Here is a 19,167-nt window from a genome sequence, read left to right on the forward strand (position 1 = left end):
GTAGGGAATTCCAATGCCGATGTTTACCGATCTGTCTGCCGCCGCCGCTCCGGGCAGTGGCGTTTACAAACTCCTCGCCCGTGTTGCCGCCGCGTTGCTGACGCTGCCGCTGGCTTTGCCAGTCTCCGCCGAAACGGTTAATCAGACTTTGCCGCCGCGCGTGGCGCAAGCGCTCAAGGCGAACAAGATAGAAAGCAGCGCACTGTCTGTCGTCATGCTTCCGCTTAACAGTAATGCCTCGCCGACCTTCGTTAACGCTGATGTCTCGGTCAATCCCGCATCGACCATGAAATTGGTGACAACCTACGCTGCGTTGGAATTGCTCGGCCCCAACCATCAGTGGAAAACCGAATTCTACGCTGACGGGCCTATCGAAAGCGGCACACTGAACGGTAACCTGTACCTCAAAGGTGGCGGTGACCCAAAGCTCAATATGGAAAAGCTCTGGCTGTTGCTGCGTGACCTACGCGCCAACGGCGTCCAGACGGTGACCGGAGATCTGGTACTCGACCGTAGCCATTTTGTTCAACCGACGTTGCCTATTTTCGACGATGACGGGAACGACAAGAACAAGCCATTCCTGGTTGGTCCCGACTCGTTGCTGGTAAACCTCAAAGCACTTCGTTTTATTGCTCGCAACGACGCCGGCAAGGTGAACGTCATCGTCGAACCGCCGATCGCCACGGTTCGCATCGACAACCGTATTCAGGCACTGCCCAAAGCGAAATGCCCGGGTTGGCCTGACATCCGGTACAACCCGATCGAGGACAGCGAGGGCGTAACCGTCGTAGTAACGGGCAAACTGCCGGCAGGATGCAGTGGCCAGACCTATCTCTCCGTACTCGACCATCAGCGCTATGCCGCGGGCGCCGTCCGGGCAATCTGGAAGGAGCTTGGGGGCAGCATCCTCGGCGAGGATCGAGTCGCCCAGGTTCCAGATGAGGCACGGATGATCGCGCGCGCCTATTCACCTGACCTCGTGGAAATCATTCGAGACATCAACAAGTACAGCAACAACACAATGGCGAGACAGTTGTTCCTGAGCCTCGGTGCCGAATTCCGCAACGAAGCGGACGCCGATGACTCCATGGCTGCGCAACGAGTGATTCGCCAATGGCTGGCGAAAAAAGGGCTGATCTCACCACACCTTGTCATTGAAAACGGTTCTGGTCTGTCACGTGCTGAGCGTGTCAGCGCACGAGAGCTGGCGAGCTTGCTGCAAGCCGCCTGGCAGAGCCCTTACGCTGCCGAGTTCATTTCATCGATGCCGCTTGCAGCCGTAGACGGCACCATGCGCAAACGCCTGCGCAATACCGGAGTTGCCGGCAAAGCACATATCAAGACCGGAACCCTGAACACGGTGCGGGCAATCGCCGGTTATAGCCGCGACAATGATGGAAACACCTGGGCCGTGGTCGCGATCCTCAACCACGCGCGGCCTTGGGGTGCTTCCTCTGTATTGGATCAAGTCCTGGTCAGTCTCTATAACCGCCCTGCGAATGAAAACACGGCCCAACGCTAGCCGCGACGCGGACAGACACCACCGGCGTTGGGGCCCGCTGATGGCAGGTTCAATGCCGCTGAGCACTTAGCAAACCGTCAACGGCAAGACGTGCAGTGCACCTTTCTTGATCACCGGGCCTGGAGCTTCCAGGCTCGGTGAATCTTACTGTTGCGCCGGAAGTCTTCATCCAGCGTGGCGCCCGTGATCTCTTCAACCGCGTAACGCTCGGCGATACTTGCGTCCATCGCGAATTTGCGAAAGTTGTTGGAGAAGTACAACGTGCCACCGCTCGCCAACCGCGCCATGGCCAGATCCAGCAAGGCGACATGGTCGCGTTGAATATCGAATACCCCTTCCATGCGCTTCGAGTTGGAGAACGTCGGTGGGTCAATGAAGATCAGATCGTACTCCCCGCGATCTTCTTCCAACCAGGCCATCACGTCCGCTTGCTCCAGGCGCTGCCGATCGGATAGACCGTTCAGTGCCAGATTGCGGCGGGCCCAGTCCAGGTACGTTTTGGACAGGTCAACACTCGTGGTGCTGCGGGCGCCGCCCTTGGCTGCATGCACCGTAGCGGTTGCGGTGTAGCAATACAGGTTTAGGAAACGCTTGCCGGCCGCTTCGCGCGCAAGCCGCAAGCGCATCGGCCGATGATCCAGAAACAGCCCGGTGTCGAGATAGTCCGTGAGGTTTACCAGCAACTTAACGTCGCCCTCCTGGACCTCGAGAAATTCGCCCTGGCTGGCCTGGCGCTCGTACTGACGCGTCCCGCTCTGGCGCTCGCGCCGCTTCACCACCACTCGATCGCGTGAGACACCCAACGCCTGAGGGATCGCACCCAAGGCATCATAAAGACGCGCCTGGGCCTTTTCCGGATCAATCGAGCGCGGCGGTGCGTATTCCTGCACGTGCACCCAGTCGCCGTACAGGTCAATGGCCAAAGCATATTCAGGCATGTCGGCATCGTAGAGCCGGTAGCACTGAATACCGTCTCTGCGTGCCCATTTGCCCAGTAGCTTCAAATTCTTCTGCAGCCGGTTGGCGAACATCTGCCCGCCTTCACTGAGACGCGCGCGCTCTGCAGCTGGCTCCTCCTCGGTCTTACCCTCAACCGGTGCCTTGCGCTGGCCCGTGACGAACTGCTCGAGCTCCACCTTGATCAGCAACAGCTTGCACGGCAGCGCACCATTCCAAAACGCATATTGCTTGTGGCTGCGGATACCCATGCGCTTGCCGAGATCCGGCGCCGACGTCAGAACCGCTGCTTCCCAGCCGAGGCAAGCCTGCCGCAAGCGTTCCCCCAGATTCTGATAGAGATAGACGAGGCTCGCCTCATCGCCCAGGCGCTCGCCATAGGGCGGGTTACAGATAACCAGGCCTTTTTGGTTCTGATCGGGGCGCGGCTCGAACGTGGCCACATCACCCTGATACACACGGATCCAGCTCGCCAGCCCAGCGCGTTCGATATTGTTCTTGGCGGGCTGTATCAGTCGCGGGTCCGCCTCGTAACCCCGGATCCACAGCGGTTGCCGGGCCAACCCCGCTTCGGCACGTGCCTGCGCTTCGGCATGTAGACGGTTCCACAGGGCTGGAACGTGCCCGAGCCATGCAGTAAAGCCCCAGCGCTCGCGACGCAGGTTGGGTGCGATGTCGGCCGCGATCATGGCGCCTTCAATCAGGAATGTGCCGACGCCACACATGGGGTCCGTCAGGGCACCACCGGCAGCGGCGATGCGAGGCCAACCTGCACGGATCAGGACGGCGGCCGCAAGATTTTCTTTCAACGGCGCGGCGCCCTGCTGCAGGCGATAGCCGCGCTGGTGCAAGCTGTGGCCCGAGAGATCCAGAGACAGAACCGCCTGACCGCGATCCAGACGCAAGTGCACCCGAAGGTCGGGGTTCAGCTTGTCGATGCTGGGACGCTCGCCCGTTGCTGTACGGAGCTTATCGACGATCGCGTCTTTGACCTTCAGTGCGCCGAAGTGCGTATTGTCGATTCCCGATCCGTGTCCGCTGAACTCCACGGCAAGGCTACCTGTGGCTTGGAGGTGCTCCGACCAATCGACCTGACGAACCCCTTCATACAACGTTTCCGCATTGGTCGTGGCGAAACGATCAATTACCAGGAGCACCCGATTGGCCAGGCGAGACCAGAGACACAGCCGATAGGCCACTTCCATTCCAGCGAACCCGCGGACAGCGGCGGTCTGCTCACGTGCCTCCTCCAGTCCGAGTCCGATGGCCTCGTCAAGCAACAAGCCTTCGAGGCCTTTGGGGCAGGTGAGAATTAGTTCGTGGCGATCAGTCATGACGTGTCCAGAATGTATTAGATCCGTTGGGGATTGATTATCCGGATCTCGTTTCGATAGATTCGCGGCTCCGATCGTTTTTCGTCGGGAAGCGTCCGCGCCAGTGGGGCGATGGCACCACAAGAGGCGCGTCTCGCGTGCCTTATGGGCAGCACTACGGTTTGTTTACTTGCTTATGACAAAACGATCATTCCCGCCTCGGAGTCATTGGGTTAGAACTCGACTCAGTCCGGCATCGCAACGATGCCGGTAGAACCCCGCCACGCCGGCAGCGGGCTTCGCTGGCAGTCTATCTGCCGATCTCGCCATGAGGTCAACAGGAACACCAGTCAACCACTGAGGGCAATACCCAATGAGAAGACTCAAGCGTGATCCGATGGAACGAGCGTTTCTACGCGGTTATCAGCATGGCATACACGGTAAATCTCGCGATCTCTGTCCTTTTTCCCACCCTGAGGTGCGCCAAGCCTGGATTAACGGCTGGCGGGAGGGTCGCGGCGACAACTGGGACGGTCTGACCGGCGCCGCCGGTCTTCATCGACTGAACGAACTCCACGCGGTCGGTTAACACCATTACCCCGACTTCATCTGGCACGCCCCACCCGGGCGGCGGGCTTTAGGCCCCGGGGCTCCTATCTGGAGCCCCACCAGGCAAAACCTAACGGTTTACTTCTTTCCGAGACTGCAACGCAGCGATGGCATCGACTGCCTGTCGTATCAATGCCGGGCCTCTGTAAATAAACCCCGTGTACAGCTGCACCAGACTTGCCCCGGCCTCGATCTTTTCCGCTGCATGTCGCCCTTCCGTGATGCCCCCCACCGCGATGATGGGCAAGCGCCCAGACAGCGTTTCAGCCAGAACCCTGACTGTGTGCGTACTTTTGTCACGCACCGGCGCCCCCGAAAGCCCCCCGGCTTCATCGGCGTGCGCAAGTCCGGCAACCCCGTCTCGACCGAGCGTCGTATTGGTCGCAATGATCGCGTCCATTCCCGCTTGAAAAACCGCCTCACCAACGAGTGCGATCTCTTCATCGGTCATGTCGGGCGCAATCTTGATGGCGAGCGGCACACGCTTGCCATGCAGCACCTCGAGGTCCTCACGACGTTGGCCGATAGCATCGAGCAGCTGCTTGAGCGAATCACCGAACTGCAGGCTACGAAGCCCCGGTGTGTTAGGCGAGCTGACATTCACTGTGACGTAACTCGCCTGATGGTAGACCTTGTCCAGACACAGCAGATAGTCGTCCTGCGCACGCTCGACCGGCGTATCGAAATTTTTGCCGATATTGATGCCCAGAATGCCCTTGAAACGGGCTGCGTCGACACGCTCCAGCAGGGCGTCAACGCCATGGTTGTTGAAACCCATACGGTTAATGATGGCTTCGGCTTCCGGTAGACGGAAGATCCGCGGTTTGGGATTACCAGGCTGCGGTCTCGGCGTGACAGTGCCCACTTCGACAAAACCAAACCCCAACTGGGACATCCCGCAAATCGCCTCGCCGTTCTTGTCCAGTCCTGCCGCCAGTCCGACCGGGTTGGGAAAGTCCAACCCCATCACTCGCACCGGGAAATGAGCCGGTGCCTTGGACAGCACGGCGTTCAACCCCAGACGGCCGCCGGCGCCGATCAGATCGATCGACAACTCATGGGAAGTCTCAGGGGTAAATTTGAACAGCAACTGGCGGGCCAGGTTATACATACGCAGCCTAGATCCTGGAAAGTGTGGCGCGGGAGTATAGCAGGCGCGCTGGCTCCAAGCGGGCCGTACGCGGGACTACGGCCCTGAAAGCGGGAACGGGCTAATCGAGCCGGCGTAATCTAACCAACTTGCCCTCAGGGGCGAATTCCATTTCGAATGAACCAAACACACCTGCCGTTGTCAGAAAGGGTCGCAGATGATGTGCCGGCAGGCTGACAGTGCGGCCTTCCCGGCTCTTGATCAGGATACGATTCGCGCGTCCCTGGTACACCGCCAGCAGTTTTTCGGCGGGTAGCGCAATATCCAGCACGAGGCTTGGCATGGAGGCTCCTCAATGATCAACGCAGCGATTTTGCCATATTGGTACGCGGTCGGTGTCGCTAGACAGCGACCAAGATCTCTCATCTTCCAACAAAAGCGCAGCAAACACGGTGCACAGCCTCGTTGGCTCTGCCACACTTCGGCCGTTGACCTACGCGTTCATCCACTATGATGAGCCTGCCCGAGCCGATGCCGCCTGTGACTTCCCGAATCGTTAGATTTGCCCAACGCCTTGGACTGACCGGCAAATCGCCGCGCCAGATCATTGAACACGCGAGCCAGATCAGATTGCCCTTCGCTCCGCTTTCCGAGCCGGCGGCGAGCATCTTCTGGCATGACGGCCCATGTCTACAGCGATTTGTCGACCTTCCCAGAAGCGCGCTTTCGGGACCGATTCAAGAAGACAAAGCCCGCGCTCGTGCGGCCTTGACCCGGCTGGTCCGTCAGGAACAGAGCACTCATGCAGCACTCGACCTGCGCCAGATAGATGGTCTCGGCGGGCAGAACGCCGATGGCAGGACCTATCCCACGTTCGAAGCGTTCGCGGCGACACCCGCCTGCCGCCAGCTCCGCGTCATCAGCTACAAGGATTTTGTGCGGACCCTCTCCATCGCCCTGCCCGACTACCAAGCGCAAGCACCGATTGAGCTTCGTCAAGCCAGCTGGCTCGGGGAGCGGATTTACTGGTCGGGCGAGCATCATGCCGAAGCCTTCGCCTGCGCCATTGCGTATGCGCGGCTGAGAGGGCTTGAGGTAAGCCTGCCATGCGAACTGATTGATTACCGTCTTGATGCGAGCGGATTGCACGCGCTGGATAATGACTATCATGCGGTCACCATGCCTGCGCAGGCCTGGAATAACCGAGTGTTCATGAGTCTGCTTCTCGACGCGAAGATTCCTTACGCGCGTCTGACACTGTTGCGCAACGCCGATAACTCCGAGTTGCTCCTGCTGGAAAAAAGGCAACCCGCCGCCAACGCTCTTGGCGAAGGTCTCAAGCTTGCCGGGGCACCGGATATGGTTCGTTATCTGCGCGATCTGCCACAAATTACCCGCTTCCGCCTTGGCAATCGCACGACACTGATCGACTGACACGCTGACCAGCAGCACCGTGTCGAAGGCAACCTGCCAACAGTCAGCGAAACACGGTGCGCCCGTAGTGGATAAAAAACGCCGATGCATAGCACCGGCGTTTGGCGTGTATTGAGCTACACGCCGCCAGAAAAATCTGGCGGCGTACGCACTAGCGTCGCGCTGTCTCCAACGCTAAATCCTGCAGTTCGCGGCCGGCTACTGCATACATTGCATAATCCACGCTGCTGGCACTCCGGAGCTCGACCAGCATCCGCCGCCAACGCTCGACCTGGTATTCGCGTTGCTCCAACCAGAGCTGAACCCGGGCATCGAGATCGTCAGGCGCGTCGCTCATCTGCAGCACTGATACCGTAATGGCGCGCTGCTGACTGTCCAGATCATCGCGAAAGCCCTCGCGCGCCAGCGCTTGCCAGTTGTTCTCGACCGGCAGCCCTGTGATCTGCTGCAGATACCACGGTAGCTCCAGTGCGCCCCCGACAGCGAAATAGGCCGCGGCGACATCCGCCGGCGGCTGACCGGTTTCGTCGGCCGCTTCCAGAATCGGAAGCAGCGTATACAGGTGATTGGTCCCGGCCACCATACGCGCCAACAACTCGGGCACACCGGCCTCGGTATACCGCTCGTACCGAGCCTGCCAGAGGTCGCGCGTTCCGCCTTGCAACAGCGCATCGAGCTTCAGCCCGAGTGCAGCCACACGCGGTCCGAAATGACCAACGTCACGCGCCGCATCCAGCTCGTTCCGGCGGTTGCGCAAGAACCAGCGGGTAGCCCGGCGACCCAACCGCATGAGCTCATCCATAAGGACGAGCTGAAGTTCGGCAGGCACCTTGTAGTCCAGCGCCTCGATCTGGCGGAACCAGTGAGGCAGATGGAAGATGTCACGCACGATCACATAGGCGCCCGCAACGTTCGCGGCGCTAAGCCCAGTCGCTTCTCTGAGCCGCTGTACAAAGGTCAGGCCCATGTTGTTGATCAGGTCATTGGCGATCTGCGTGCTGACGATTTCGCGCTTGAGGCGGTGTTGCAGCATTGCACCGCGATACTGCTCGGCCAGCAGTTGCGGGAACGCGCTTTCCATGTCTCGCGTGAGATAGGCATCGTCGGGCACGCGGGATTGCAGCAGCGCCTCCTTCAGCTCGATCTTGCTGTATGAGATAAGCACCGACAGCTCCGCGCGAGTGAGGCCCTTCCCCAGATTGGCGCGCTCGGCCAACGCTTCATCGCTGGGCAGAAACTCAAGGGCGCGATCCAGCAGCCCACTGGTTTCAAGCGCGCTGATCAGGCGCTTGTATTCCCCGCCGCCCTCTTGTGCACGCCGCTCAGCCTGTGACAACGCCTGGGTTTGCTTGTAGTTGTCATGCAACACCAGCTCGGCCACCGCATCGGTCATCTCGAACAGCAACTGATCGCGCTGCTTGCCGGTCATGTCTCCCGCGCCGACGATTTCGTTGAGCAGGATCTTGATGTTGACCTCATGATCCGAGCAATTAACGCCACCCGCGTTGTCGATGAAGTCGGTGTTCGCCGCGCCGCCGTGCAGACAATATTCAACGCGGCCCAGTTGGGTGACACCGAGGTTGCCCCCCTCACCGATGACCTTTGCTCGCACGTCGTTGCCGTTGACGCGTAACACGTCGTTGGCCTTATCGCCGACGTCGGCATGACTCTCCAGGCTGCTCTTGATGTAGGTGCCGATGCCACCGTTCCAAAGCAGATCCACCGGAGCCTTGAGCAACGCATGAATCAGTTCGGCCGGGGTAAGTTGATCCGCTTCGATATCGAAGCGCGCCTTCATCTGAGGGGTGATATCGATGCGCTTGGCCGCACGCGAAAACACGCCGCCGCCGGCCGAAATCAGTGAGGCATCGTAGTCCGCCCATGATGACCGGGGCAGATCAAACAGACGCTTACGCTCGATAAAACTTCGTGCCGCATCCGGATCCGGGTCGATGAAGATGTGCAGATGGTTGAATGCTGCCACCAACTGCAAGGTTTCGGACATCAGCAAACCATTGCCGAACACATCGCCCGCCATGTCGCCGATGCCAATCACGCTGACTGGATCACGCTGAACATCGACACCGCGCTCTCGGAAATGCCGTTGCACTGAGACCCAGGCGCCCTTGGCTGTGATACCCATTTTCTTGTGGTCGTAGCCCGCCGACCCGCCGGACGCAAAGGCATCACCCAGCCAGAAGTCATACTCGGCGGCGATGCCGTTGGCGATGTCGGAGAAGGTCGCGGTGCCCTTGTCCGCCGCTACCACGAGGTAGGGATCGTCTTCGTCATAGCGCAGCACATTGAGGGGTGGTACCACATGGCCGTCTTTCAGGTTGTCAGTGATGTCCAACAAGCCACTGATGAAGATGCGATAGCAAGCAATGCCCTCGGCCAGCACCTCATCACGCGAGCCACTGGTCGGCAGCCGGCGCGGCACAAAACCACCCTTGGCGCCGCCCGGCACGATGATCGCGTTCTTCACCTGCTGCGCTTTTACCAGCCCCAGCACTTCGGTGCGGTAATCTTCTTCGCGGTCCGACCAACGCAGCCCGCCGCGGGCCACTTTGCCCCCGCGCAGATGCACGCCTTCAACCCGCGGCGAGTAAACAAAAATTTCGAACTTTGGTGCCGGACGTGGCATCTCCGGAATCGAGCGAGGGTCGAGCTTGAAGCTGAAGTAGCTCTTGGGCTTGCCGCCGGCATCGGTCTGGTAGAAGTTGGTTCGCAGGGTTGCTTTGATCAACGCCAGGTAGCGGCGAAGAATGCGGTCCTCGTTGAGTACAGCAACGTCATCCAGCGCGGTGGTGATCGCTTGCTCCAGCCGCCCCTGCTTGTCAGCCAGGTCTTCCTCGCCAAGCTTGCGCGCCAGATAGAAGCGCATTCTGAACAGGCGCACCAGCTCACGTGCGATATCGGTATGGTTGAGCAACGCACTGGCGATATAGCCCAGATCGAAGCCCATTCGAATCTGCTTGAGATAACGGCCATACGCCCGCAGCAGCGCCACCTCGCGCCAGGTCAGTCCGGCGGTCAATACCAGTCGGTTGAAGGCATCGTTCTCCGCCTGCCCGTTATGGATCGCAATGAACGCGTCTTGCAACGGCTCATTGATCTCCATCAGATCTATCTCCAAACCCTCCGCATAGGTAAATGCGAAATCGTGGATCCAGTATTCACGCCCGTCTTTGCGACGCAGATGAAACGGAAACTCGCCGAGTACACGCAGCCCAAGGTTTTCCAGGATGGGCAGCATGTCCGATAGCGGCAGCGGCGTGTTCAAGTGGTAGAGCTTGCAATGCAGACGATTCTCAGCGGCCGTGATCGGCTGATAGAAGCTCATCACCAGCGGCCGCTCTTCGCTCAGACTGAGCACATGCTGCATATCGACCGCCGCCGAATGCGGGGCGAAGCGCTCACGGTAACCTGCCGGGAACCCCCTCGGGAAATCGGCAAGAATGCCGGTGCCCTGCGCCTCGCCGAAGCGCTCGATGACCACGCTGGAATAATCGTCCTGCCAGGTGCGGCAGGCTTGCACGACTTCGCGCTCCAATTGCACCGGGTCGAACTGAACTTGCTTGTTCGGATCCAGGCGCAGCAGGAACTGCACGCGAATCAGGACTGACTCAGAGAAATACGTTGAGAACTCGCAATCGCTGGCTTCCAGCCGATCGACCAGAACCTGCTGGATGCGCAAGCGCGTCTCGGTCGAATAGCTATCACGCGGGACGTATGCCAGGCAGTAGCAGAAGCGCCCGTACGGATCGATACGCAGGAACAGACGCAGCTTGTTGCGCTCTTGAATCTGGACGATCGCAATCGCCGTCTCGAAAAGCTGATCGATGGTCATCTGGAACAGCTCGTCGCGCGGCAGCACCTCGAGTACCTGGATCAGCTCCTTGGCCAGGTGCGCCGAGTCCTCGAAGTTGGAGCGACTCACGACTTCCGCAACCTTGCTGCGGATATAGGGAATTCGGCGCACGCTCTGGGTGTAGACCGACGAGGTGAACAAACCCAGGAAGCGACACTCTTTGACCACCCTGCCCTGATCGTCGAATTCACGGATAGACACGAAATCCGGATAGGCCGGCCGGTGAACGCGGCTGGGTGTTGCAGCCTTGGCGAACGACAACAGCAAGGGTTGACGCAGATAGGCCAGCGCGGGCGGCATGATCAGCTGATCATGGTCCTCGAGGCCGGTACGCAACGTGCGCGACAAACCCAACAGCGAAGACTCGTCATAGACGATGCGGCCACCTTCACCCTGATCCACCACCGTAAATTCTTCATAGCCCAGGAAGGTGAAATGGTCGTCGGCGAGCCAGCGCATGAAATCCATGATCTCAGCCAGTTGGTCATCACTGGCCTGAGCGTGTTGCTGCGAGGCGCTCAGCCGGGCGTGGTGCTCCTCCGCCTTAGCTTTCATGGAGGGGAAATCATTCACCGCAACACGCACGTCGGCGAGAACGCCGTGCAGCGACTGCTCCAGTTCGCGCAAGGCGGCGGCACTGGCGCAGCGATCGATTTCGACAAAAATCAGCGATTCAGCACTGCTGTCCGACGCCGAACTGCCTTTGGGCAGTAACTCAAGCAGGCTGCCATCACCGTCCCGCCGAACCTGCAACACGCTGTTCTGGAGCGTGTGAATCGCGTAGCCGCGGCGGGTCAGTTCCATCCGTACCGAATCAACCAGGAACGGCATGTCCGGGTGTAACATCTCAACTACGCTGTGAGTGGACTGCCAGCCATGCTTTTCATAATCAGGGTTGAATACGTGAACTTCCGGGCTTCCCGGCTCGAACCGCTCCAGGAGGCGCCAACTGGCCAGCGTCGAGCCGACCAGGTCGGTCATGCGCCGCTGAGTAAGCTCGGGTAGCGCGACAATTCCGAAGAATTGCTCGGCGAAAAGTCCCACTTGTGGCAGGAGTTTTTCGTCGACATGCTGCGCCAGGGCCACTTGCAGTTGTTGCTGAAAGTCGGCTTTGCTGGCAGCTGTAAAGAACGCCATTTTTTCGCTCCATTCTGGCTTGGAATTCGACTGAGGCAGTCGCGAGACCTGACCGGCACCGCAACGTGTAAGTTCAACGTTAGTTCAGCAGGCAGGGATTGCATTAATGCGTTCCCTACCCTTGTCTGGCGACGCCAGTGACCGGAGCGTCACATTTTATTTGCCGACCTGGCTATCACCTGTTTCATCTCGTAATGGCGCGCCCGAGCACGTCCTCTGCATCGCGAAGTTGTAGAGGCGCGCATAGCCTGCCACTCGGCAAATGAATTAAAGTCGTGCCCGTCGAGCGCCCGCCCAGACACGCCCAGCAGAAGAGCCCAGCAATGGACCACCGTGAAGCCATCGTCGCGTTGCGACAGTTTCTTTCAACCCAGATTCTTGGCCAGGAGCGGCTGATCGAGCGGCTACTGATCGCGTTGTTGGCGGACGGGCATCTGCTCGTCGAAGGCGCCCCGGGGCTCGCGAAAACCCGTGCGATCAAGGAGCTGGCCGGGGGGCTCGAGGCTGAATTTCACCGTATCCAATTCACACCGGACCTGCTGCCCGCCGACATTACCGGCACGGAAATCTATCGTCCAGAAACCGGCAGCTTCGTCTTCCAACAGGGCCCCATCTTTCACAACCTGGTACTTGCGGACGAGATCAACCGCGCGCCGGCGAAGGTCCAGTCCGCGCTGCTAGAGGCCATGGCCGAACGCCAGGTCAGCGTTGGCCGCAGCACCTACGATCTCTCGCCTTTGTTTCTCGTCATGGCCACGCAAAATCCCATCGAACAGGAAGGCACCTATCCACTGCCTGAAGCGCAGCTCGACCGCTTCCTGCTGCATGTAAAGCTCGGATTTCCTGATGCCTCGGTGGAGCGGCGCATTCTTCAGCAGGCCCGAGGCGAGGCCATCAACGGCGAGACGCCGCCCGAGCATCGCGTCTCGCAGCAGGCAATCTTCGCGGCGCGCAAAGAGATCCTTGGCCTGTACATGGCCGATGCGGTGGAGGAATACCTCGTCCAGCTGGTCATGGCGACCCGCACGCCCGCCAAGTTCGATGCTGAGCTCGCTGGCTGGATCGCCTACGGCGCCAGCCCGCGTGGCTCGATCTCACTGGATCGCTGCGCGCGCGCCCACGCCTGGCTGGCCGGTCGCGACTTCGTCAGCCCCGAGGATATTCAGGCCATGCTGTTCGACGTGTTGCGCCATCGCCTGATCCTCTCGTTCGAGGCGGAAGCCGCCGGCATCGATCAGGACCGGGTATTACAGCGCATTCTCGACGTGGTGGCGGTGGCCTGATGCACCCTTCCCCTCCGGCTGGCAGCCCGGCGCTCCCCTCGCCGGATGCTGGGGTTCGGGTGTGCCTGGCCGAGCTGATCGATATTCGCCATCGGGTCCGAGAAGTTCCCCTGTTCTCTACGCCGCATCGTCGCAGCCCTCTGGTCGGGCTGCATCACTCCAAGCTTCGCGGGCGCGGGGTGGATTTCGACCAGGTGCGGATCTATCAAGCCGGCGATGACGTCCGCACCATCGATTGGCGCGTGACCGCTCGTACCCAGGAGCCACACACGAAACTGTTCCATGAAGAGCGCGAACGCCCCATTTATATTCTCGTGGAGCAAAGCCCACGGCTGTTCTTCGGCAGCGGTCAGGTGTTCAAATCCGTGATCGCCGCTCAGGCTGCAGCCCTGGTCGGCTGGGCCGCGCTGATCCACAACGACCGTGTCGGAGGGCTCGTGTTCGGCCACGGCGAGCATCATGAGGTCAAACCGCGGCGCAGCAAGCAAAGTCTGCTGCAGCTGCTCGACCGTCTGGCACGCGCCAATATCAACCTGAGTGCGGACCAGAGCACCGATCCGGGCGCCTTCGGGCTGGCGTTAAGGCGTGCTCGCGAAGTGCTGCGCCCCGGAAGCCTCGCGGTAATCATCTGCGACGAGCGCGCGCTTGGCGATGCAGCCGAACAACAGCTGACGTTGCTCGCCCGACATGTCGACCTGTTGCTGATCCCAGTGTCCGATCCACTCGACCACGCCCTGCCCGCGGCGGGTCTGCTGCGTTTTGCGCAGTTTGGTGCACGGCTGGAGTTGGACAGCCACGACGCGTCCATTCGCCAGGCCTATCGCCAGCAAGGAGAAGCCCGTACGGCTCGGTGGCGGCGTTTGGCCGATCGCCTGCGATTGCCCTTGATGTCATTGGATACTCAGCGTGATCTGGTCGACCAGCTACGAGCGCACCTGAGCGTGCAGCACCCCGGAGCGCACCGATGAGCTCGCTCGATCAGCTCGAACCCTTGATTGCGCCTGCGCCAGTCAGCGCATGGCCACCGGCGCCCGGCTGGTGGTTCCTGGCCGCGTTGATCCTCAGCATTTTCTTGCTGATGCGGTTGCGTCCATGGCAACGGCTGCACCGACCGAAGGTCGAGCCCGAAGCGGCTATCGACCCTCAACGGCAAATCGCGCTGGATGAGCTGTCTCGGTTGGACAAGCCCTACGGGGGGCAACCTGCCAACCAGTGGCTGCAACAGCTCAACGCGCTGCTCAAGCGTCTTTGCCGAACGCGCTATCCGAACGACCACCCGCACACACTCAGCGGGCGTGCCTGGCTCGCGTTTCTCGATAGTCGCTGTCCCGCGGCTGGCCTGACGCGCTGGATGGTACTGGTCGAAGGCGTCTACCGTGCCGAGTGCCGCCTGGACGACAAGGCGATCCAGGGCCTGGAGCAGTCCGTGCAGATCTGGATTCGCAAACATGTTTGAGCTGGCATGGTCGTGGGTCTTCCTGCTATTGCCGCTGCCGTGGCTGTTGCGCTGGCTGCTACCGGCCGCCGACAGCGGCGACGCGGCACTAAAGGTCACTTTCCTGGGAGAGCTGGAAACCCTAGCCGGTCGCCGCGCGGCGATTGCCCTCCCCGCTTGGCGCCAACAATTACCGTATCTGGTGGTCTGGCTGCTGTTGGTGTTTTCTGCCGCGCGGCCGCAATGGCTCGGCGAGCCGCTGCCCCTGCCCACCAGCGGCCGCGATCTCCTGCTGGCAGTGGATGTGTCCGGATCGATGGATTTCCCGGACATGAAATGGGAAGGCGATGACGTCAGTCGACTGGAGCTAGTCAAACACCTGCTCGGCGATTTCATCATCGAACGACAGGGCGATCGCGTCGGCCTGATCCTTTTCGGCAGCAAAGCCTACCTGCAAGCGCCCTTGACCTTTGACCGCCAGACCGTGCGCACTTGGCTCGACGAGGCCGTCATTGGCATTGCCGGCAGCAACACCGCGTTAGGCGATGCCATCGGGCTTGCAATCAAACGCTTGCGCGATCGCCCTGCCCAGAGTCGGGTCCTTGTGCTCATAACCGATGGCGCCAACAACGGTGGCGAGATCGAACCTCTGCTCGCTGCACGTCTCGCAGCGGTAGAAGGGATCAAGATTCATACCATCGGCATTGGTGCCGATGTGGAGCCCGGCGGCGTGCTTCAGCGGTTTGGCTTCAACAGCGGGGCTGAACTGGACGAACCCACGCTACGCGCAATTTCTGAACAAACCGGTGGCGAATACTTCCGGGCACGTTCCAGCAGCGAATTGGCGTCCATCGGTGACACCCTCGATGAGCTTGAGCCGGTCGCTCAGCAACCAGCACAGGCACGAATGTCTGATGCGCTCTATGTCTGGCCGCTGTCCGCCGCATTGCTGATCAGCCTGGTTCTGGTCGCCAACCGCCTTTGGCATCCGTCGCTGCAACGCCTCCCGTGGCGTCGGAGCGGCCATGATTGAGTTCGTACCGCATCTGCTTCGCCCCTTCTGGCTGCTGGTTCTACCGTTGCCGATCTGGCTGTTATGGCGGCTATGGAACCGTCAGCGTCAGATCGGTCGCTGGCAACGCCTGTTACCTCACGCCTTCCACGCCGTACTGTTGACCCGCGGCAGGCTACGCAACAGCAGACGCCCCTGGCTGGTGCTCGGTTCAGCCTGGCTTCTCGCTTGCCTGGCGCTGCTGGGACCGAGTTGGCAACATGCCGAACAACCCAGCCTGTCGCGCACCGATCCGTTGGTGATCCTGCTGGATACCACTCCAACCATGCTCGCCGCCGACGTCCGTCCAAGTCGGTTGGAGCATGCCAAGCGGACCATTCTCGATCTACTGCAGGCTCGCCAGGATGCTAAGACGGCGGTTGTCGCGTTCGCCGGCAGCGCCCATACGCTCGTGCCGTTGTCCAACGACATTGCGACCACGACGAATCTCTTGGATTCGCTCCAGCCGGACCTGATGCCCGAAGCCGGCCATCGCGCAGACCTCGCCGTTGCGCACGGCATCGAGCTGCTTCAACACGGGGCGAACGGGCGCGGCCGCCTGCTTCTGATCGGCAGCAGCCTGAGCGACCCGGAGCGAGCCGCCATCCAGGCGCTACTCGACGACCATCCCCTGCAATTGCTGGTACTCGGCATCGGTACCGAGCAGGGCGCACCGATTGCCCGCGAAGACGGCAGCTTTTTGAAAGACGGCAGCGGCGCCATTCTGATCCCGAGACTGGAAGACGGCGCACTACGCCGCCTCGCCAGGGATGTTGGCGGGCGCTATCAACGTGCGAGCCTCGATGACACCGATCTACAGCGACTGGGACTTCTGACGGACAGCGGCGAGCTGGTCGTCAAGGATGACACCAAGACCCGGCTCGATGCCTGGCTGGACCAGGGGCACTGGCTGCTGCTTCCGCTGTTGTTGCTGGCCGCCTGTGCTGGTCGCAGAGGCTGGATATTCTGCCTGCCGCTGTTTCTGTTTATGCCGCAGCCGGCGAGCGCACTGAGCCTGCAGGACCTGTGGCTGCGCCCCGATCAACAAGGCGAGCGTCTGCTCGACGCACAGCGCCCGGCCGAGGCTGCTGAACATTTCGAAAACCCTCAGTGGCGAGGCTACGCGCGCTACCTAGCCGGTGATTACGCGGGTGCTGTTGAGCAGTTCGGCAAAGGCGATACTGCCGCGGACCATTACAACCGTGGCAATGCGCTGGCCCGTATTGAAGAGTTCGACGCCGCAATCGAGGCTTATGATCAGGCGTTGGAGCTTGACCCGGCCCTTGAGGCGGCCCGCCGTAACAAGGCCACGATTGAGGACATCTTGCGCCAACGCCAACAACAGGCGCAGCAGGAGCAGCAGGAGCAGCGCGCGGAGGATCCGCCTTCTGAAGACGCCGCTCCCGAGTCCGGTCAATCTCAACAGCCCCCACCATCGGCCGGTTCCGCTGCCAGCCAATCACAACCCAGCGAGCTTTCCGAGCAAGACGAGCTCGAGCAGGGCAATCAGGATCCAAGCGCGGCTCCCGCCGAGGCGTTGAGTGATCCGGGCGAAGCCGGCGAGCAGAGTGAGACAGCCGAGGCCCTTGAGGCCACCGGCGCGCCGTTCGATCCCGAGCAGGATCAGGCAATGAACCAATGGCTGCGCAAGATTCCCGACGATCCCGGCGAGCTGCTCCGCCGCAAGTTTCTCTATGAACAACGCAAGCGCCAGGAACTGAATCGATGACGCGGCTGATCGCATGTGTGCTTCTACTTCTGCTGGCCTGCCAGGCAAGCGCTGGCGCGTTGATCGCGCGAGTCGACCGTACCCAGCTCAGCCTGGATGAAACTGTTGAGCTGACTTTGGAGACAGCCGATGCGGCCGTATTCGGCAAGCCGGACCTGCAGCCTCTCGACAGCCTCTTCAAGGTCTTCGGTACCCGCCAGGTCAGCCAGCTCTCCGGTAGCAACGGCGAGGCGCGCACCCTCACTCAATGGCAAGTCACGCTCCAGCCGCGGCAGACCGGCTATGTGATCATTCCGCCGTTACAGCTGGGCGAATGGCGCAGTGAGCCCATCACGCTAAATGTCAGCGAATCCCGCACCGAGGGCGGCGACAAACTGGCCCCGATATTCATCGACTCCAGCCTCGACGTCGACAGTGTCTATGTCCAGGCGCAGGTAGTGCTCACCCTGCGCATTTACCATTCCGTTTCGCTTTACGATGACAGCACGTTGTCGCCCTTGCAGATGAACAACGCGCTGGTCGAACGACTTGGTGAACCACGCACCTACGAGAAAGACATCAACGGCGTACGTCATGGCGTGATCGAAATCCGCTATGCGTTGTTTCCGCAGAAAAGCGGCACGCTCACCATCCCGGCACAGCTGTTCAGCGCAACCACCGTGGCGCCAACAGGCGACTACTACGGCTCTCGCTTCGGCAGCTCCACTCAGGTCCGCTCCCCGGAAATCCCGCTACAGGTCAAACCGAAACCCGCCAACTACCCAACCGATGCGCCTTGGCTTCCGGCAATCAACCTGACCCTGGTCGAGGCCTGGAGCCCGCAGCCGCAGGAGGCGCAGCTCGGCGAGGCGCTGACGCGAAGCTTGCTGATCAAGGCCGAAGGCCTCTCCAGTGCACAGCTGCCGCCGGTAGAGTCACCGCCGCTACCCGGTCTGCGCCGCTATCCCGACCAACCGAGCTTGAACGATGCGGTCACCGACAACGGCGTTACCGGCAGCCGTGAACAGCGCGAGGCGCTGGTGGCGGCCAATGCCGGAGACTTTCTGCTTCCGCCTGTAGAGATCGTCTGGTGGAACACCGTCGAGGACCGGCTGGAGCGAAGCGCTCTGCCCCAGCGTTCGCTCCAGGTCGCGGACAACCCCGAACTCCAACCACCACCGCTAGACGATGCCGAGCCCAACCAGACGATCACCCAGCCACAGTTGCTTTGGCCCTGGCAGCTCGGCAGTGCCGTGTTGGCCCTGACCACGTTGCTCGGCTTCGGTTTGTGGCTGCGTGCGCGTAGCCAGCCGGCAGTCATTCGCACGGTTCAGACTGGCCCGACGCCCCGCAGCTTGCTCGACGATCTCAAGCGCGCCTGTCTGGCCAATGATACCCAGGCGACCCGACACGCCCTTGATGCCTGGGCACGTCAGCAGCCGGAAACGCTGGCGGACATGGCGGCACGTTTCGTTCCCCTGTCTGACGCGCTCGACGGTTTGAACGGTGCGCTCTACAGCGAGACCGGCCAGCGCTGGCAAGGCGAGGCGCTATGGCAGGCCATCCAGAACCTGCCGCCCGCGCAACCCACCACCATCGAGCAGGAAACAGGCGCCCTGCCACCGCTTTATCCGCGCTGAAGCACATCGGGCCGGCCACCTCTAAACACACCGAAAGACGTTCGGTGGCCGGGCGGCTGATGTGAAACCCCCCGGCAGGCCACCGCGCCAGCCTCAACCACGATGACCCGCCCACTG

General features: G+C 61.0%; 13 protein-coding genes. 9 read left to right on the forward strand and 4 right to left on the reverse strand.

Features of this window, described 5'->3' with window-relative positions:
• The first annotated feature begins 13 nt into the window (after positions 1–13).
• Positions 14–1,522, forward strand: coding sequence for a D-alanyl-D-alanine carboxypeptidase/D-alanyl-D-alanine-endopeptidase (dacB, locus tag K4O48_RS12200; protein WP_260523621.1), 1,509 nt, complete (start codon positions 14–16; stop codon positions 1,520–1,522).
• Between the two features lie 110 nt (positions 1,523–1,632).
• On the opposite strand, the gene rlmKL is transcribed toward dacB, so the two are convergent.
• Positions 1,633–3,813, reverse strand: a complete 2,181-nt coding sequence (gene rlmKL, locus K4O48_RS12205; protein ID WP_222908557.1) for a bifunctional 23S rRNA (guanine(2069)-N(7))-methyltransferase RlmK/23S rRNA (guanine(2445)-N(2))-methyltransferase RlmL — start codon at positions 3,811–3,813, stop codon at positions 1,633–1,635.
• A gap of 352 nt (positions 3,814–4,165) precedes the next feature.
• Between rlmKL and rmf the strand changes: the two genes are divergently transcribed.
• Positions 4,166–4,381, forward strand: coding sequence for a ribosome modulation factor (gene rmf, locus K4O48_RS12210; protein ID WP_021207445.1), 216 nt, complete (start codon positions 4,166–4,168; stop codon positions 4,379–4,381).
• Between the two features lie 90 nt (positions 4,382–4,471).
• On the opposite strand, the gene K4O48_RS12215 is transcribed toward rmf, so the two are convergent.
• Positions 4,472–5,512: a quinone-dependent dihydroorotate dehydrogenase gene (locus K4O48_RS12215; RefSeq protein WP_222908558.1), complete on the reverse strand. Its 1,041-nt coding sequence runs from the start codon at positions 5,510–5,512 to the stop codon at positions 4,472–4,474.
• 100 nt (positions 5,513–5,612) lie between these two features.
• A complete protein-coding gene (locus tag K4O48_RS12220) occupies positions 5,613–5,834 on the reverse strand; it encodes a DUF2835 domain-containing protein (protein ID WP_222908559.1) in 222 nt (73 codons plus the stop codon).
• 167 nt (positions 5,835–6,001) lie between these two features.
• Between K4O48_RS12220 and K4O48_RS12225 the strand changes: the two genes are divergently transcribed.
• Entirely contained in the window at positions 6,002–6,925 is a 924-nt protein-coding gene (locus K4O48_RS12225; protein ID WP_222908560.1) for a DUF6685 family protein, read from the forward strand.
• 151 nt (positions 6,926–7,076) lie between these two features.
• Here K4O48_RS12225 and K4O48_RS12230 read toward each other — a convergent pair whose 3' ends face one another.
• The gene (locus K4O48_RS12230) at positions 7,077–11,933 is read right to left on the reverse strand and encodes an NAD-glutamate dehydrogenase (RefSeq protein ID WP_222908561.1); all 4,857 of its coding nucleotides are present in this window, start codon (positions 11,931–11,933) and stop codon (positions 7,077–7,079) included.
• Between the two features lie 323 nt (positions 11,934–12,256).
• Between K4O48_RS12230 and K4O48_RS12235 the strand changes: the two genes are divergently transcribed.
• The 6 genes from K4O48_RS12235 to K4O48_RS12260 are packed head-to-tail and all read left to right on the forward strand — an operon-like array spanning position 12,257 to position 19,050.
• On the forward strand, positions 12,257–13,216 hold the full coding sequence (locus K4O48_RS12235; RefSeq protein ID WP_222908562.1) for an AAA family ATPase: 960 nt from the start codon (positions 12,257–12,259) through the stop codon (positions 13,214–13,216).
• The gene (locus tag K4O48_RS12240; RefSeq protein ID WP_222908563.1) at positions 13,216–14,184 is read left to right on the forward strand and encodes a DUF58 domain-containing protein; all 969 of its coding nucleotides are present in this window, start codon (positions 13,216–13,218) and stop codon (positions 14,182–14,184) included. The genes K4O48_RS12235 and K4O48_RS12240 overlap by 1 nt, the downstream gene beginning before the upstream one ends.
• Positions 14,181–14,672 carry a DUF4381 domain-containing protein gene (locus tag K4O48_RS12245; protein WP_222908565.1) on the forward strand — a complete coding sequence of 164 codons (492 nt, stop codon included), beginning with the start codon at positions 14,181–14,183 and terminating at the stop codon, positions 14,670–14,672. The genes K4O48_RS12240 and K4O48_RS12245 overlap by 4 nt, the downstream gene beginning before the upstream one ends.
• Complete coding sequence (locus tag K4O48_RS12250; protein ID WP_222908567.1) at positions 14,665–15,684, forward strand: VWA domain-containing protein; 1,020 nt, start codon at positions 14,665–14,667, stop codon at positions 15,682–15,684. Before K4O48_RS12245 ends, K4O48_RS12250 begins: the two co-directional genes overlap by 8 nt.
• Entirely contained in the window at positions 15,677–17,431 is a 1,755-nt protein-coding gene (locus K4O48_RS12255) for a VWA domain-containing protein (RefSeq protein WP_222908568.1), read from the forward strand. Before K4O48_RS12250 ends, K4O48_RS12255 begins: the two co-directional genes overlap by 8 nt.
• The gene (locus tag K4O48_RS12260) at positions 17,428–19,050 is read left to right on the forward strand and encodes a BatD family protein (protein ID WP_222908569.1); all 1,623 of its coding nucleotides are present in this window, start codon (positions 17,428–17,430) and stop codon (positions 19,048–19,050) included. Before K4O48_RS12255 ends, K4O48_RS12260 begins: the two co-directional genes overlap by 4 nt.
• The last annotated feature ends 117 nt before the right edge of the window (positions 19,051–19,167 follow it).

It is taken from the genome of Pseudomonas sp. DNDY-54 (genome assembly GCF_019880365.1).
GTDB lineage: Bacteria > Pseudomonadota > Gammaproteobacteria > Pseudomonadales > Pseudomonadaceae > Stutzerimonas > Stutzerimonas stutzeri_P.